The organism is Nocardioides sp. (assembly GCF_050699375.1).
In the GTDB taxonomy this organism is placed as follows: Bacteria; Actinomycetota; Actinomycetes; order Propionibacteriales; family Nocardioidaceae; genus Nocardioides.
This window is the reverse complement of record NZ_JBOHDN010000125.1, coordinates 1-16,751: the sequence shown is the minus strand read 5'-3', so window position 1 is coordinate 16,751 and position 16,751 is coordinate 1. Positions and strand designations below refer to the sequence as shown.

Annotated in this window: 15 protein-coding genes; 12 read left to right on the top strand and 3 right to left on the bottom strand. The window is 69.0% G+C overall.

Going from position 1 to position 16,751, the window contains the following annotated elements; genetic code table 11:
* Positions 1 to 9 precede the first annotated feature (9 nt).
* From ACRDPS_RS08930 to ACRDPS_RS08895, 8 genes are all read left to right on the top strand, one after another.
* Positions 10 to 747, top strand: a complete 738-nt coding sequence (locus ACRDPS_RS08930) for an ABC transporter permease (RefSeq protein ID WP_431501273.1) — start codon at positions 10 to 12, stop codon at positions 745 to 747.
* Between the two features lie 303 nt (positions 748 to 1,050).
* On the top strand, positions 1,051 to 3,180 hold the full coding sequence (locus ACRDPS_RS08925) for a molybdopterin oxidoreductase family protein (protein WP_431501272.1): 2,130 nt from the start codon (positions 1,051 to 1,053) through the stop codon (positions 3,178 to 3,180).
* Between the two features lie 80 nt (positions 3,181 to 3,260).
* Complete coding sequence (locus ACRDPS_RS08920) at positions 3,261 to 4,715, top strand: FAD-dependent oxidoreductase (RefSeq protein WP_431501271.1); 1,455 nt, start codon at positions 3,261 to 3,263, stop codon at positions 4,713 to 4,715.
* A complete protein-coding gene (gene nirB, locus ACRDPS_RS08915) occupies positions 4,712 to 7,330 on the top strand; it encodes a nitrite reductase large subunit NirB (protein WP_431501270.1) in 2,619 nt (872 codons plus the stop codon). Before ACRDPS_RS08920 ends, nirB begins: the two co-directional genes overlap by 4 nt.
* Positions 7,327 to 7,671, top strand: coding sequence for a nitrite reductase small subunit NirD (nirD, locus tag ACRDPS_RS08910; RefSeq protein WP_431501269.1), 345 nt, complete (start codon positions 7,327 to 7,329; stop codon positions 7,669 to 7,671). The genes nirB and nirD overlap by 4 nt, the downstream gene beginning before the upstream one ends.
* Before the next feature lie 51 nt (positions 7,672 to 7,722).
* Positions 7,723 to 8,244 (top strand): hypothetical protein, encoded by a 522-nt coding sequence (locus tag ACRDPS_RS08905; RefSeq protein ID WP_431501268.1) that lies wholly within the window; start codon positions 7,723 to 7,725, stop codon positions 8,242 to 8,244.
* 194 nt (positions 8,245 to 8,438) lie between these two features.
* Positions 8,439 to 9,593, top strand: a complete 1,155-nt coding sequence (locus ACRDPS_RS08900; RefSeq protein WP_431501267.1) for a uroporphyrinogen-III synthase — start codon at positions 8,439 to 8,441, stop codon at positions 9,591 to 9,593.
* A 94-nt stretch (positions 9,594 to 9,687) separates the two neighbouring features.
* Positions 9,688 to 10,380 (top strand): sirohydrochlorin chelatase, encoded by a 693-nt coding sequence (locus tag ACRDPS_RS08895; RefSeq protein ID WP_431501266.1) that lies wholly within the window; start codon positions 9,688 to 9,690, stop codon positions 10,378 to 10,380.
* Between the two features lie 164 nt (positions 10,381 to 10,544).
* On the opposite strand, the gene argJ is transcribed toward ACRDPS_RS08895, so the two are convergent.
* The 3 genes from argJ to ACRDPS_RS08880 form a co-directional block, all read right to left on the bottom strand.
* Positions 10,545 to 11,693 carry a bifunctional glutamate N-acetyltransferase/amino-acid acetyltransferase ArgJ gene (gene argJ / locus ACRDPS_RS08890; RefSeq protein ID WP_431501265.1) on the bottom strand — a complete coding sequence of 383 codons (1,149 nt, stop codon included), beginning with the start codon at positions 11,691 to 11,693 and terminating at the stop codon, positions 10,545 to 10,547.
* 74 nt (positions 11,694 to 11,767) lie between these two features.
* Positions 11,768 to 12,229 (bottom strand): hypothetical protein, encoded by a 462-nt coding sequence (locus ACRDPS_RS08885; RefSeq protein WP_431501264.1) that lies wholly within the window; start codon positions 12,227 to 12,229, stop codon positions 11,768 to 11,770.
* A 156-nt stretch (positions 12,230 to 12,385) separates the two neighbouring features.
* On the bottom strand, positions 12,386 to 12,709 hold the full coding sequence (locus tag ACRDPS_RS08880; protein ID WP_431501263.1) for an ArsR/SmtB family transcription factor: 324 nt from the start codon (positions 12,707 to 12,709) through the stop codon (positions 12,386 to 12,388).
* A gap of 164 nt (positions 12,710 to 12,873) precedes the next feature.
* On the opposite strand from ACRDPS_RS08880, the gene ACRDPS_RS08875 reads away from it, so the two are divergent.
* The 4 genes from ACRDPS_RS08875 to ACRDPS_RS08860 form a co-directional block, all read left to right on the top strand.
* Positions 12,874 to 14,715: a phosphoenolpyruvate carboxykinase (GTP) gene (locus tag ACRDPS_RS08875; RefSeq protein WP_431501262.1), complete on the top strand. Its 1,842-nt coding sequence runs from the start codon at positions 12,874 to 12,876 to the stop codon at positions 14,713 to 14,715.
* Between the two features lie 200 nt (positions 14,716 to 14,915).
* The gene (locus ACRDPS_RS08870) at positions 14,916 to 15,290 is read left to right on the top strand and encodes a DUF805 domain-containing protein (RefSeq protein WP_431501261.1); all 375 of its coding nucleotides are present in this window, start codon (positions 14,916 to 14,918) and stop codon (positions 15,288 to 15,290) included.
* Positions 15,291 to 15,349: 59 nt separating this feature from the next.
* Entirely contained in the window at positions 15,350 to 15,847 is a 498-nt protein-coding gene (locus ACRDPS_RS08865; RefSeq protein WP_431501260.1) for a PGPGW domain-containing protein, read from the top strand.
* Between the two features lie 53 nt (positions 15,848 to 15,900).
* The coding region (locus tag ACRDPS_RS08860; RefSeq protein WP_431501259.1) for a hypothetical protein at positions 15,901 to 16,751 on the top strand (851 nt) is incomplete at its 3' end.

Genomic DNA, 16,751 nt, shown 5'->3' with positions numbered 1-16,751 from the left:
GGCGGCGGCATGAGTATTCGGCGAACGTTGGCTGTGACCGGGAGGGTGCTTGCCCAGATCCGGCGCGACCACCGCACCCTGGTGATGCTGGTCGTCCTCCCGACGCTGCTGATGACGTTGCTGTGGTGGATGTATGAGGACTCGCCGGCGCCGATCTTCGACCGCATCGGCCCGGCCCTGCTGGCGATCTTCCCGTTCATCGTGATGTTCCTGGTCACCTCGGTGACCACGCTGCGCGAACGCTCCTCGGGAACCCTCGAGCGGCTGCTCGCGATGCCGCTGGGCAAGGGAGACTTCCTGCTGGGCTATGCGCTGGCCTTCGGGGTCCTCGCCGCCGTCCAGTCGGGCGTGGCGGTCGGGGTCAGCGTAGGTCTTCTCGGCCTGGAGATCACCGGCTCGGTGATCCTGCTCGTCGTGGTCGCGATCGTCGACGCCGTCCTCGGCACCGCCCTCGGGCTCCTCGTCTCGGCCTTCGCCGCCACCGAGTTCCAGGCCGTCCAGTTCATGCCCGCCGTGGTGGTCCCGCAGATCCTGCTGTGCGGCCTGCTGGTGCCGCGGGAATCGCTGCCGGGGATCTTGGAGGCCATCTCCGACGTACTCCCGCTCTCCTACGCCGTCGACGCCATGACCCACCTGGTCACCTCCACCGACACCGGTGATGTCTGGACCGATCTCGCGGTCGTCGCAGGGTTCGTCGTCGCCGGTCTCGCTCTCGGCTCGGCGACCCTCCGGCGACGTACCCCCTGATCGCCGAGGCGTCACCCCCGCAGGCCGAGGCGTCACCCCTGCCGGCCGAGAAGTCACCCCCGCCGGCCGAGAAGTCACTTCTGCAGGCCGAAACGTCACTTCTGCAGGCCGAGAAGTCACCGCGATGCCCACTCGACCTGCATTTGTGACTTCTCGGCCTGCACACGTGACTTCTCGGCAGGACTGGGTTGTGAGGTGGTGAGCGGAAGTTGACGGAAGGGGTACGGGGAGCGGATCGGTGCGAAACGTTGACGCCGGAATGTAGAGGTCGCACACCCCCGACCCGAAACGGCGTGAGTACGCGTGACCGACACCCACTGTCCTTACTGCAGCTTGCAGTGCGGGATGACCCTTTCACGCAAAGGGCCCCGTCTCGAGGTCGGTGTGCGTGCGCAGCGGAACCAGCACAGTCCCGAGGACGAGGGGGCGTTGTGCCGCAAGGGGTGGACGGCGGCGGGGCTGCGCGGCAGCCGCGAGCGGCTGACGACGCCGATGGTGCGCGACCGGGCGACGGGGGAGTGGAGCGCGGTCGAGTGGGATGAGGCGCTCGACCTGGTCGCCTCGAGGCTCGCCGATCTGCGGGTCGACCATGGCGCTGACGCCAACGCCGTCTTCGGCGGAGGCGGGCTGACCAACGAGAAGGCGTACCAGCTCGGGAAGTTCGCCCGGGTGGCGCTCGGCACGTCCCAGATCGACTACAACGGCCGCTGGTGCATGAGCTCGGCGGCCTCGGCCGGCAACCAGGCCTTCGGTGTCGACCGCGGGCTGCCGTTCCCGCTCGCCGACATCGAGCAGACCGACGTCTGCGTGCTCGTCGGGTCCAACCTGGCCGAGACCATGCCTCCGGCCGCCCGCCACCTCGACCGGCTGCGCGAGAACGGCGGCAAGGTCGTCGTCATCGACCCGCGCCTGACCCCGACCGGTGAGCGCGCCGACCTCTTCCTCCAGCCCGTACCCGGCACGGACCTGCCCCTCGCGCTCGGTGTCCTCCACCTCCTCGACGCCGCAGGCGCGGTCGACGAGGACTACATCGCCGAGCGGACCACAGGCTTCCAGGACGTACGCCGCTCGGTGGCCGCGTGGTGGCCGGAGATGGTCGAGCGGGTCAGTGGCGTCGAGGCCGCGCAGCTGCGTGAGCTCGCTTCGTTGCTGGTGAACGCGGAGAAGGTCATGGTCCTGACCGCCCGCGGCGCCGAGCAGCACGCCCAGGGCACGGCCACCGTGCTGGCCTGGCTCAACGTCGCGCTGGCGCTCGGCATGCCCGGCCGTCCGTACGCCGGCTATGGCTGCCTGACCGGGCAGGGCAACGGTCAGGGCGGTCGCGAGCACGGCCAGAAGGCCGACCAGCTCCCGGGCTACCGGATGATCGACGACCCCGCCGCGCGTGCTCACGTCGCCGAGGTGTGGGGCATCGATCCGGCATCGATCCCCGGCAAGGGGCGCTCGGCCTACGAGCTCCTCGACGCGCTCGGCACCGAGGACGGTCCCAAGAGCCTCCTGGTCTTCGGGTCCAACATCGTCGTCTCCGCCCCCAATGCGACGCATGTCGCCGACCGGCTGGCCGCGCTCGACCTGCTCGTCGTGGCCGACATGGTGATGAGCGAGACCGCCGCGCTGGCCGACGTCGTGCTGCCGGTCACTCAGTGGGCCGAGGAGACCGGCACCATGACCAACCTCGAGGGCCGGGTCATCCTGCGGCAGGCCGCGGTCACCCCACCCGACGGCGTACGTTCCGACCTGGACGTGATCGCCGGCCTGGCCACTCGCCTCGAGGCTCGGGCCGGGATACGACGGGACGAATCTGCCGGTTACTCGTCGGTAGACCGACAAGAACGTCCCGTCGTATCCGGCGGGCCCCTCTGGTCGACCGATCCCGAGGAGATCTTCACCGAGCTCAGGGCCGCCACCAAAGGTGGCAAGGCCGACTACAGCGGCATCACCTATGCCCGGATCCGCGAGGAGGACGGTGTCTTCTGGCCGTGCCCGGAGGGCAGCGAGGGCACGCCGCGCCTGTTCGCCGACACCTTCTTCCACGCCGACGGCCGGGCCCGGTTCGTCGATGTCACCCACAGCGGCCCGGCGGAGGAGCCCTCCGCTGCGTACCCCCTGCACCTCACCACCGGCCGCGTGCTCGCGCAGTACCAGTCCGGCGCGCAGACCCGACGGATCAAGGACCTCCCCGACGGCGGGATCTTCGTGGAGCTCCACCCGCTGGTCGCGGACCGGGTCGGCGCCCACGACGGTGACCCGGTCGTCGTACGCACGCCGCGCGGCGACCTGAAGGCGCCGGCCCGGGTCGTCACCACGATCCGTCCCGACACGATCTTCGTACCGTTCCACTGGGTCGGCGCGAACAGGCTGACCAACGACGCCCTCGACCCGTCGAGCCGAATGCCGGAGTTCAAGGTCTGTGCCGCGGCGGTGAGCGCATGAGCGGCGCACCGATCGCGGGTAACACGTCGTTCGTAGGACTATCCGGTCGTTCTGATAGGGCGAGTAGTACTACGAACGACGTGTTACAGCAGCGCGAGGAGCAGCAACAGCGGATCGTCATCATCGGCGGTGGGATGGCCGCGGCACGGCTGGTCGAGGGGCTGGTCGCTCGCGGCCTCGGCCCCCAGACGACGGTCCTCGCGGAGGAGCAGCACGCTCCGTACAACCGCATTCTTCTCTCCGCGGTGCTCGAGGGCACCCACCGTCCCGAGGCGCTCGCGCTGCGCGAGAGGCAGTGGTACGCCGAGCGGGGAGTCGATCTCCGGCTGGGCTGCCTCGTCGTGGACATCCACCGTGACCGCCACGAGGTGGAGCTCGCCGACCGGACGACGGTTCCCTATGACCAGGTCGTCCTGGCCACGGGGAGCATCCCGAGCCTGCCCCCGATCCGCGGCGTGGTGCGGATGGATGGCTCGCTGGACCCGCGGGTGCAGGCGTTCCGCAGCCTCGACGACTGCGCGCGCCTGCTCGCCCTCCTCGACCGACAGAGCCTCCACGACCGGCCGAGGCGAGCGGTGATCGTCGGTGGCGGCCTGCTCGGCCTGCAGGTTGCCCGGGCGCTCGCGGTCCGGGGTGTCGAGACCGAGATCGTCGAGGGCCGTGACCACCTGCTCAACAGCCAGGTGGACGCGTCGGCGGGCAAGGTGCTCAAACGGTCGATGGCCAAGCTCGGCACCCAGGTCTACCTCGGCGCCCGCGCGACCCGCCTGACCGACGACGGGCTCAAGCTCGACAACGGCTACACCCTCGAGACCGACCTGGTGGTGCTCACCGCCGGCGGCAGCCCTCGCGCCAACCTGGCCCGCCGCGCCGATCTCACGGTGCGCCGCGGCGTCGTCGTCGACGACCAGCTGCGCAGCGTCGACGACCCGAGCGTCTACGCGATCGGCGACTGCGCCGAGCACGACGGCACCACCACCGGCTTCGTCTCGCCGGCCTGGGAGCAGGCCGGGGTGCTGGCCGACGTGCTCGCCGGCAACCCCGCGACCTATCAGGGTCACCGGGTCGTCGCCCGGCTGCGCGCCACCGACCTCGACGTCTGCGTCCTCGGCGAGCCCGAGAACGAGACAGGAGAGGTCGTCGAGATCGCCAACCCGATCCTGGGCACCCACCGCAAGCTGGTCATCCGCGACGGACGAATCGTCGCCGGTGCCCTCGTCGGTGACCTGAGCCGGGTCGGTCTGATCACCCAGGCGTTCGACCGGCAGACCGTCCTCGGCGAACACGAGCCCGGGCAGCTTTTGCTGCCCGAACCGGCCGCCGCCGGCTCGGGCAGCGGCGTACAGCTCCCCGACGACGCGGAGGTCTGCGCCTGTGCCGGCGTCAGCGCCGGCCGGATCCGGTCCTGCGACTCCCTCGAGGACGTACGCGAGACCACCCGCGCCACCACCGGCTGCGGCGGCTGCGCGCCGACCGTACGCCTGCTCCTCGCCTCAAGTCCCAGAAAGCGCTCAGTGGAAGGAACCCCGTCATGAGCCCTCACCTCCGCAAGAAGGTCGTCGTCGTCGGCCACGGCATGGTCGGCCACCGTTTCGTGACCGCCGCCGTCGAGCGCGGCCTCACCGAGACCCACGACATCGTGGTGATCGGGGAGGAGCCACGCCCGGCGTACGACCGCGTCGCCCTCACCAGCTTCTTCGAGGTCGGCGCCGAGGCACTCTCCTTCCTGCCCTCCGGGACGTATGAGGACCCGCGGGTCACGCTGCGCACCGGCACGAGCGTCGTCGAGATCGACCCCGCCGCCCGGACGGTGATGCTGGGCGACGGCGAGGAGATGGCGTACGACGAGCTGGTGCTCGCCACCGGAGCGGCACCGTTCGTGCCGCCGGTGCCGGGTTCGGAGCTCGGGAACGTCTTCGTCTACCGCACGATCGAGGATCTCGAGGCGATCCGCGAAGCGGCGAAGACCGCGAAGGCCGGGGCCGTGATCGGCGGTGGCCTGCTCGGGCTCGAGGCCGCGAACGCGCTGCACCAGCTCGGTGTCGAGACCCATGTGGTCGAGATGAACTCGCGGCTGATGTCTGTCCAGATCGACGAGGCCGGTGGCCGTGTGCTCGGTCGGCACATCACCGACCTCGGCCTCACCGTTCACACCGGTGTGATGACCGAGTCGGCCCTGCCGGAGGCGATCGACGCGGACGCCGGGGGTCACCTCGACGGCAAGGTCAGCGCGCTGAAGTTCAAGGACGTCGAGGAGCCGCTTCCGATCGACATGCTCGTCTTCTCGGCCGGCATCCGCCCCCGCGACGCGCTCGCCCGCGCGGCCGGCCTGGACCTGGCCGAGCGCGGCGGGGTGTTGGTCGACGAGCAGTGCCGGTCCTCCGACCCGCACGTGTGGGCCGTCGGAGAGTGCGCGGCGCCGGGCGGGAAGATGTACGGCTTGGTGGCCCCGGGCTACGACATGGCCGAGGTCGTCGCCGATGCCCTTCTGGGTGGCGCCGGGACGTTCGCCGGTGCCGATATGTCGACAAAGCTCAAGCTGCTCGGTGTCGACGTCGCGAGCTTCGGTGACGCGCACGGCACCACCGACGAGTGCCTCGAGCTGACCTACTCCGACGCCGTCGCCGGTGTCTACAAGAAGCTGGTGATCAGCGAGGACGGCACCAGGCTGCTCGGCGGAGTGCTGGTCGGCGACGCGAGCGCGTACGGCCTGCTCCGGCCCATGGTCGCCTCGGGCATGACGCTTCCGGAGAACCCGGAGGAGCTGATCCTCCCCCAGACCACGGGCGGTGGGGGAGGGCACAGCTCACTGCAGCTTCCGCCGGAGGCGCAGATCTGCTCCTGCAACAACGTCACCCGCGGTGACATCGAGGCGGCCGTCGACAACGGCTGCGAGAGCGCCGCCGACGTCACCAAGGAGACCAAGGCCGGCTCCACCTGTGGCTCGTGCAAGGTGCAGGTGAAGAAGATCGTCGAGGACTACTTCACCGCTCAGGGCAAGGCCGTCGACACGTCGCTCTGCGAGCACTTCACCATGACCCGCGCCGAGCTCTTCGACGTGGTGCTGATCCACGGCTACAAGACCTTCGACCAGATCATCGAGGCCCACGGCACCGGCCGCGGCTGCGACCTGTGCAAGCCCGCGGTCGCGTCGATCCTGGCCAGTCAGCTCAACGGGCACGTCCTGGCCAAGGAGAACCGCAAGCTCCAGGACACCAACGACGCCTACCTGGCCAACCTCCAGAAGAACGGCTCCTACTCCGTCGTCCCGCGCATCCCCGGCGGCGAGGTCACTCCCGAGGGCCTGATCGTGATCGGTGAGGTGGCCAAGGAGTTCGGCCTCTACACCAAGATCACCGGCGGCCAGCGCATCGACATGTTCGGCGCCCGGATGGAGGACCTGCCCGCGATCTGGAAGCGCCTGGTCGACGCCGGGTTCGAGTCGGGCCATGCGTACGGGAAGTCCCTGCGTACCGTGAAGTCCTGCGTCGGCTCGACCTGGTGCCGCTACGGCGTCCAGGACTCCGTCGGGCTGGCGATCATGCTGGAGACCCGCTACCGCGGGCTGCGCTCGCCGCACAAGCTCAAAGGTGGCGTCTCCGGGTGCGCCCGCGAGTGCGCGGAGGCCCGCGGGAAGGACTTCGGTGTCATCGCGACCGAGAAGGGCTGGAACCTGTACGTCGGGGGCAACGGTGGCGCCATCCCGGCCCACGCTCAGTTGCTCGCCGGTGACCTGAGCACCGAGGAGCTGGTCAGCTACCTCGACCGCTTCCTCATGTACTACGTACGCACCGCCGACCGTCTCCAGCGCACCTCGACCTGGATCGACTCCCTGGACGACGGCCTGGACCGGGTGCGTGAGGTCGTGGTCGACGACGTCCTCGGCCTGGGCACCGAGCTCGAGGCCGCGATGGCCACGCACGTCGACGGCTACTTCGACGAGTGGAAGGCGACGATCGAGGACCCGGAGAAGCTGAAGCGGTTCGTCTCCTTCGTCAACGCTCCGGACATCCCGGACCCCAACATCTCCTTCGGGTCCACCCGTGGCCAGATCGTCCCGGACGTCGCCGACGGGCCGGTCGAGCTCGGATCCACGATCCCGATCGGCCGGCCGAGCGCCGACGAGCACACGATGGAGCAGGCGCGATGACCCAGACCGCTACGTACATCACCGTCTGTCGCCTCGACGACATCGACCCGGAGACGGGCATCGCCGCGCTGGTGCGGGGCGAGGTGGTCGCCGTCTTCCGGACCGTCGACGACCGGATCTTCGCGTTGTCGAACTTCGACCCCTTCGGTCACGCCTCGGTCCTGGCCCGGGGGATCCTCGGCACCCGCGGCGACGTGCCGTTCGTGGCCTCGCCGCTGCTCAAGCAGCCGTTCTCACTGGAGACCGGAGTGTGTCTCGACGACCCGTCGGTCTCGGTCGCGACGTACGAGGTCGACCTCGTCGACGGTGAGATCCGGGTCGGCGCCCGCCGGGTGGGGTAGACGGTCGCCGGGGGACGGGCGGCCCGACGGGCGCGCCACTAGGGTGAGGGCATGAGCGATCTCGGGGCGCAGGCATCATCTGCGGGCGTGCTTCAACAGGTGGATTCGATGCCGTGGCCGAAGCGTCACCGGGTCAGCGTGATCGGCTCTGTCGTGCTCACGCTGCTGGGTCTCGGGTGTGCGATGGCCGGCGGATCGGTGCAGTACGCGGAAGCAGTCAGGCTCGGATCCTCGGTCGCGGGGATCGGCCTGCTGCTTCTGGGTGTGCTGCTGCTCCTCGCCGCTGCGGCCGCGGGCCGGATCGCAGGTGTCGGCCCGCTCGTCGCCGGCGCACTCTGTGGTCTGATCGGGCTGGTGGCGATGTTCTCCCAGCAGACGCTGTGGGAGCTGACGGACCTCTTCGGCATCCGCCTGCTCCAGATCGGGGCTCTCGCCTACGCGAGCGTCCTGTGCCCGGTCGCCGCGGCCCTCCTCGTCGGGGCGGGTCTCTCCGGTCGATGGAACCGCGACCCGGCCGCTGCGCAGGGCGGCGCTTCGGGGCCAGGTGCGCCGGGACCCATCGTCGAGCTGTAGCCCCTTGTCGCCGCGAACGAAAATTCGTTCGCGCGGAAGAGGGCTGGGCTGGGCGTTCCGATGGGCCGGTCGCGACGAGCCCGGTCGCGACGAGCTCCGCAGCGAAGAAGCACTGTGAGGCTGTGAGGGAAAGTTAGCCCCTACGATTCGGGCGGCCTGCGTATGGCGAAATGCGATTGCCGCAGGGTGGATCCATGGCAGTGCAGATGGCGCAGGAGATCTACGATTCAGACGTGGACAGTGGCGCGCTGAGCGGCTTCCGCGTCGGGGTGACCGCGGCGCGGAAGGCCGAGGAGCAGATCAACCTGCTCGAGCGGCGCGGGGCTCATGTGGTGTGGGCGCCCGCGCTCTCCGTCGACCCCAACCGCGTCGACGCCGGCGCGCTGCGTACGGTGACCGAGCAGATCATCGGTCAGAAGATCGACATGTTCCTGGCGACCACCGGCATCGGGACACGTACGTGGTTCGACGCCGTCGAGGAGTGGGGACTGCTCGAACCGCTCCTGGAGACGCTCGGCGGCGCCGAGATCCTGGCCCGCGGGCCGAAGTCGGTCGGGGCGCTGCGGCGGCGTGGGCTGCGCGAGCTGTGGGCGCCGGAGTCGGAGGAGTTCGACGACGTACTCGAGCACCTGCGTGGCCGCGACCTCACCGGCAAGCGGATCGTGGTGCAGGAGCACGGGCAGTCGCTGTCGTTGGTCGTGCACGCGCTGACCCGGCAGGGCGCCGAGGTGATCAACGTGGTCGTCTACCGGGTCGAGTCTGCCTCCGACCCGGAGCCGATGTTCCGCCTGGTCGAGACGCTGGCCGACGGCGAGCTGGACGCAGTCACCTTCACCTCCGCACCCGCCGTGGCGGCGTTCATGCAGGCTGCCGGGTCCGTGGGTCTGCGCGACGAGGTCGTGGCGGCGTTCCAGGCCGACGTCGTCGCTGCCTGCGTCGGCCCGGTGACCGCTGCCGCCTTCGAGATGTGGGGCGTACCCACGACGATCCCCGACCGATCGCGGACCGCCGCGATGGTCAAGCTGCTCGAGACCGAGCTGCCGCTGCGCCGCGAGGGACTGCTCATCGAGCTCGCCGGCGGCCACCAGCTGCTGCTGCACGACGACGCGGTGATCCTCGACGGCGCCGAGGTGAAGCTCTCCCCGGCGCCGGCCGCCGTCCTGGGCGCGTTGGTGGCCAACCCCGGCAACGTCGTCTCCCGTCAGGCCCTGCTCGCCATGCTCCCCTCCGGCACCGCCGGCTCCGAGCACGCCGTCGAGATGGCGGTCGCCCGCCTCCGCTCGGTGCTCGGGACGAAGGCGATCCAGACAGTGGTCAAGCGTGGCTACCGCTTGGCGGTGGCGCAGTGATCCGTCCGACAGAATCGCGCATGTGCGGGGAAGTGGCGGCCCGCATGGCGTCCGACCTCGCAACTTCCACGCACATGTGGGGAAGTGGTCACCGATGACCGGGCTCGTGGTCGTCGCACACGGGACTCGGCGTCTTCTTGGGAACGCCGTCGCCTCGATCATCGCCAAACAGGCCGGGCGCCGGCTCCGGATGGAGTCGAGGGCGGCGTACGTCGAGCTCTGTGAGCCGCTCTTCGCCGATGTCGTCGCGGCGACCCGGCAGCCCACGCTGGTCGTGCCGTTGTTGTTGTCGACCGGCTATCACGTACGCGTCGACCTGCCGGCCGCCGTCGCCGCGGCCGCTGCGCCCGTGACCCTGGGAGCACCGCTCGGCCCCGACCCGATGCTCGCCTCTGCGCAGGTGTCCCGGCTGGTCGCCGCGGGCGCCTCGCCGGGCCGGCCGGTCGTCCTCGTAGCCGCCGGGTCCAACGATCCGGCTGCCCGTGCCGACATCGAGGCCGCCGGCACGCTGCTGGCCGACGCCTGGGGTGGTCCGGTGCGGGTCGCCACCGTCTCCGGCTCCGGCGCCCCGGCCCTCGACCAGGTCGTACGCCCCGGCGACGCGGTCTCGCCCTACCTCCTCGCTCCCGGCTTCTTCTCCGAAGCGGTCCGGACCCGCTCGGCGGCCGCGGGCGCCGATGTCGTCGCCGACGTCATCGGCCCCCACCCCGACGTGGTCGAGCTGGTCGTACGCCGCGCCTCGACCCTCCTCGCCTCCACCACCGGCCACCGCTCTCACGCCGGCTGACCCCGCCTCCACCCGCCGAGGCGTCACTTCTGCAGGCCGAGACGTCACCCGTGCCGGCCGAGGCGTCAGTTCTGCAGGTCGAGACGTCACCGGGTCCTGAATCTGGGGCGGTTGCGCCGACTCGGGGTCTGATTGTGGGGCAGACGCGCCGACTCGGCGGGCTGTCAGGTCGTGTAGTCGGCGTTGATGCGGATGTAGCCGTCGGTGAGGTCGCAGCCGTAGACGGTGAACTGACCCGAGGCGATGCCGAGGTCGATCTCGATCGAGATCTCGTCGCCGGTCAGGTAGGCCGACAGGCTGGCGAGCAGGTCGGGGGAGACCGGGACCGGGTAGGTCTCGGCGCCGCCGAAGGAGATGCGTACGTTCTCGGGGGAGATGTCGGTCTCCTCGTGGAGCTTGCCGATGGCCATCGCGATGCGGCCCCAGTTGGGGTCGGCGCCGTGTACGGCCGTCTTGACCAGCGGCGAGTTGACGACCGTCTTGCCGACCAGCTTGGCCTGGGCGTCGTCGCGGGCACCGGTGACGGAGACCGAGATCAGCTTGGAGGCGCCTTCGCCGTCGGAGGCGATCTTCTTGACCAGGGCCAGGGCGGCGCTGTGGAGCGCCGACTCGAACTCGCCGAGGTCCACCGGGCCGGCGGCGCCGGAGCAGAAGATGCCGGCCGAGTCGGAGGTGGAGGTGTCGGTGTCGATCGAGACCGCGTTGAAGGTGACGTCGACGACCCGGCGGAAGAGGGCGTCCAGGTCGGCGGCAGGCACCGCGGCGTCGCTGAAGAAGTAGGTCAGCATCGTGGCCATGTTGGGCTCGATCATCCCGACGCCCTTGGCGATCCCGACGATCGTCGCCCCGCCGACGCTGCGGGTCTCGATCTTGGCGATCGTGTCGGTCGTCATGATCGCCGCCGCGGCCGCCGCGAAGTCGGCCTCGCCGGCGGTGCCGGCGAGCTTCTCGATGGCCGGCGTGAGCACATCCATCGGGTACGGAACACCGATCACGCCTGTCGAGGCGACCAGCAGCTCCTCGGGGCGTACGCCGACGACGTCGGCCGCCAGGCGGCGTACGTCCAAGGCGTTGGCGTGCCCCACCGGGCCGGTCGCGACGTTGGCGTTCTTGGAGACGGTGACCATGCCCCGATAGGCGGAGACGTCCTCGGCCCGGCTGACCTGCACCGAGGCGCCGGCGAAGCGGGATCGGGTGAAGACCGCTGCGCTCGTGACCGGGCCCGAGGGGGCGGCTACGACGGCGAAGTCGTCAGCGCCCTCCTTCAGGCCGAGGTTGGCGGTGGCTCCGACGAATCCAGCTGGTTGAGGCATGCGGACAGCCTAGATCCAGTTGGATCAGGGGGTCTCGACAAGCTCGACCACCGGTCAGGCCGCTCGACCACCGGTCAGGTGCGGACCCACGCGAACGCGGCGGCTTCGAGGATCATCCAGGACCGAAGTACGCGGCCCACGAAGGTGATCGCGACGAACAGCACCAGGTTGGCCTTGAGCGTGCCGTAGACCACGGCGAGGATCGCCAGGGGTGGCAGACCGCTGAGAGCGGCTACCGCGAGCAGCCCGCCTGCGTAGGCGGGTCGGCCCTGCGTACGTCGCTCCCACTTCTCCATCCGCAGCCGCCACTTCTCGCAGGCCATCTTCTTGCGGACGAAGGGGAGGGCGGTGGTGCCGTGGCCGGCGTAGTACCAGACGACCTTGGAGGTGGTCTGGCCGACGCCCGCCACCAGGGCGAGGATCAGGGCGGAGAAGGTCAGGTTCGAGGCGGCCACCGCGAGGTAGGTCTCGAAGTTGATGACCGGAAAGAGGCCTCCGGTGAAGGAGGTGGCGAAGGTCCCGAGAATGAGGTCCATCAGTCGCCCACTGGGCCGGTCATGGAGCCTTGAAACAATTCAACGGCGATGTGTTGGGGGATCACTCGAGAAACCTTAGATGTAATACGTGTCACGACGCGACATCGGCGTCACATCCACATTACGGAACGCCAATCGAAATGAGGCGAATATCACTCAGACTCCAGAGCGGAGCTCGGCGAGCAGCTCCTCCGAAGTGTGCAGCTTGGCGGCCAGGATGGAGCGGCCGTCGGCGAGCAGGTCGGCCAGCGCCGGAGTGCTCAGCGCGTAGAAGACCATCGAGCCCTCCCGACTGGATGTGACCAGGCCGGAACGGCGTAGCACCGCGAGCTGCTGGGAAAGATTGGAGGCCTCCAGGTCCAGCTCGGTGAGCAGGTCGCGCACCGGCATCGGGCCATCCTGGAGGAGCTCGAGGACCCTGATCCGGGTGGGGTGACCGAGAGTGCGGAACAGCTCGGCCTTAGCCTCGTAGAGCGGCATGCTGCCGGGCATAGGACCCCCATTCGGAACATCCTGGGCACTTGGATCGATCAATTGTCCAGGTCGGTGATCAATGACTCAGTCTGGTGCACGGTACCTCACTTGAAGGGTTCTTCAAGTCCGGTAACGTGCCTGCAATCGGCGAAACTTTGAAGGGTGTCGGAATGGTTGACGTGGAGAAGGTCCTCGATGAGGCAGGGCTGACGAATCCCCATGTGCGCGAGTACGTCTCGTACTGGGCAGGGGTGACCGGAGCTGACCGGGTCGAGGTCGTCAGCGCAGCCGACGACGAGCGGCTCCTTCAGGAGTCCCTCGAGGCGGGCGAGCTTCTCCCGGTGACGGGTGGCCGCTACTACAGCCGTTCCTACAGCAAGGACACCGCGCGCTCCGAGGAGCGCACCGTGGTCGCCACCTCCAAGCCGGAGGACAAGGGCGTCTACAACAACTGGAAGCCGGCCGAGGAGACCGTCAAGACGCTCACCGAGCGGATGACCGGTGCCTCGAAGGGCAAGACGATGTACGTCATCCCCTACCTGATGGCTCCGGTCGGCTCGCCTCTGGAGGCGTACGCCGCGGGTGTCGAGCTCACCGACAGCCGCCCGGTCGTGCAGCAGATGATCCGGATGGCGCGCGTCGGCATCGACTACATCAACAACCTCGCGGACCCCAGCTCCTTCGTCCGTGCGGTGCACGTGACCGGTGACCTGCCCAACCTCGGCCAGGGCACCGACAAGGACCAGCGTCTCTTCGCGACGGTCGCCGACCAGCGTACGATCCTGCACTTCGGCTCCTCCTACGGCGGCAACGCGCTGCTGGGCAAGATCGCCCACGGCCTGCGCCAGGCCTGCTACGACGGCCGCGCCTCCGGCAAGTTCCTCGCCGAGCAGTTCCTGCTCCTGGGCATCAAGGACAAGGAGACCGGCGAGGAGTTCCACGTCGTCGGTGGCTTCCCGTCGGCCAGCGGCAAGACCAACCTCTCCATGACGCTCTCGCCCGACGCCCTCGGTGAGCGTTACGAGGTTGCCTTCTACGGCGACGACATCGCTTGGATCTGGGTCGGCGAGGACGGCCAGCTCCGCGCCTTCAACCCCGAGAACGGCGTCTTCGGCGTCGCCAAGGACACCAACGAGAAGACCAACCCGGGCGCCGTCCAGGCGATCCTGCCGGGCTCGGGTGCGATCTTCACCAACGTCGCCTACAACGAGAAGACCCAGGAGGTCTGGTGGGAGGGGCTCACGAAGCACCACCCCGACGACCTCGACGGCTGGATCGACTGGAAGGGCGAGCGCCTCGCCAGCCGGCTCGACTCCGAGCTCCGGGAGCCCTGGGCCCACCCCAACTCCCGCTTCACCGCCCCGATCTCGCACGTGCCCAACGCGGCGCCCGACTTCGACGACGCGGCCGGCGTACCCGTCGACGCGATCATCTTCGGTGGGCGTACTCGTGACCGCGAGCCGCTGATCCGTGCGATCACCGACGTGGCCGAGGGCGTCTACGACGGCCTCACCCTGGGTGCCGAGGCGACCGCCGCGGCCGACGGCCTCGAGGGCGTCCTGCGCTACGACCCGATGTCGATGCGTCCGTTCCTCGCCTACGAGGAGGGCGACTACGCCCGCCACTGGCTGAAGATCATCGGCGAGGCCACCGTCAAGCCGGTCTTCGCTCACGTCAACTGGTTCCAGCGCGACGCCGACGACGGTCACTTCCTGTGGCCCGGCTACCGCGAGAACGTGCGCGCGCTGCTGTGGCTGCAGCAGTTCCAGAAGGGTGAGGTCAAGGGCCAGCCGAGCCCCGTCGGCATCATCCCGACCGAGGACGAGCTCGACCTGCGCGGACTCGACCTGCCGCAGGAGGACCTCGACCGGATCCTCAACCTCGACCTGGAGCGTTGGAAGCAGGAGATGGGCTTCCGCGAGGAGCACCTCAAGCAGTTCAACCTGCCGGAGGAGATCTGGGAGGCCCACAAGCGTGTGGCGGCTGCCATCGACGAGGCCGCCGAGGCCTGATCGTCTCGGTGGTCGGGCTCGGCGATCCCGTCGAGCTCAGAGACAACTGCCGGGGGCGGCGTACGGAATGTTTCCGTACGCCGCCCCTTATGTTTCCGTATGCGTCTGTTTCCTGCGGGAAGATCGACTTTGCCAACATGCGGACCAGATGCCCCGACAGACATTTACGTAGCCGACGTCCCCACCTAAGGTTCCTGCCCGTGACGATCCCCTTGAGCCAGCCGCTCCGAGCGGCCTCGATCACCGAGGCGTACTCGCGGTTCTGGAAGAAGTACGCGACATTCTCGGGTCGCGCCAGCCGCACCGAGCTGCTCTGGCCGATGCTCGTGAACCTTCTCGCGCTCATCCTCGTAGTGCTGGCGCGCAACGAGGTGGTGAGCATCGTGGTCGGTCTCTATGCGCTGACCGTGTTCGTACCGACCATCGCGCTGGGTGCGCGGCGGCTCCACGACGTCAACCGATCCGGGTGGTGGCAGCTGATCCTGGTGGTGCCGGTGATCGGTGACATCGTCCTCGCCGTGCTGTGGCTGACGTTCCCGAGTCCTGAGGGCGTCAAGTACGACCTGGCCGCATGACTTCTCGTAAAATTCCCCTAGTTGCTCTCGGGGTTGTCCCCGAATGGCAGGCTATCCGTATGAAGTCCCTCGCAGGAGCCGCAGCGAAGCGGCTCGCCTACGAGACCGCTGGGTGGCTGCTCGTGGTCGCCGGGATCGCCGCGATGGTTTTGCCGGGCCCAGGGCTGCTGATGCTCTTCGCCGGCCTCGCGGTGCTGTCTCGGCAGTACGCCTGGGCCCGTCGCTTCGTCGAGCCGGTCCGTCTCCGGGCGCTGCGAGGCGCTGCAGAGGGCGTCGAGACCTGGCCACGGATCATCCTGTCCACCCTGGGTGCGCTCTCCATCGCCGCCGTCGGCGTCATCTTCCTGATCAACCCGCCGGCGCCGCACTGGTGGCCGCTCGAAGCCACCTTCTGGCTCCTCGGCGGTGCCTGGACCGGCGTCACCCTCATCGGCTCCTGCGTCATCGCCCTCGCCGTCCTGGGCTACTCCTACCAGCACTTCCACGGCCACCCCGACGCCCGCCACCAGCTCGACGAGGACATCGAGCACTCGGGCGAGATGAACAAGGTCGCGTAGCCCGCCGGTCGAGCTTGACGAGACCAGACCACCCGCGACGCTAATGTCGTCCCATGAACGCTCGGGGTTCGTTCGCTGGCTGTGTCGTCGCCGCTCTGCTGGCTGTGACCGTGGGCTGCGGGGGACATCCCGAGAAGGAGTTCGACGGCAAGACTCTCGGTGTGGGCGAGACATTCGTCGAGGGGCACGATCCGACCGCAGACCGCCCGATCTCGGTGTACCTGCCCAGCGGAGTTCTAAAGCTGCGCGTCGAGGAGCAGATGGCGTATCTCGACGACGGTTCGAAGTACACCTTCTCCGACCTCGAAGCCGCTGACGGCGCCGAACTGATCGGAATCGAGTGGGAGCTGGACGACCTTTCCGTCTATCCCACCGACGTCAGTGAGGCTCTTCTGGCGATGTCCCAGGCCGACCTGTCCAACAAGGCGCTGGAGGGCGGGATGTCCGCGATCCACCTGACGGTGGACGCCGGCCCTGATCGCATCGAGATTCCGTCAGGGGACGACGTGACGGACGAGGGCCGCCATGCCGTAGTAGGTGTGGCGGAGGGTTCGACTCCGAGCCTGGAGGTCGAGTATGGGGGCGAGACGCAGGTCGTCGACCTCTCGAGCGGGACGGTCGAGTCAGGTCGGGCCGGGCCCCTGATGGCCCTCGAGGGCCAGGTGGCGAGCGGGAAGGAGCACTGGCAGATCGCCGAGCGCGTTGACTGTGCCGGTGACAGTCGACCGAAGCTGGTTGAGATCGGATTCTCGTGCTTGACCAGCCTGGCGCTGGAGCTCCCGTATGTCCGTGGCCTCGGCTGGGCCGAGGTCGGCGTGCCGTACGTCCTCGCGGACGTCCACACCGACACGTCGTTGCTCGACGGGCGCCGGAAGAACCTCGCCAAACTCACGGTCACCCTGGA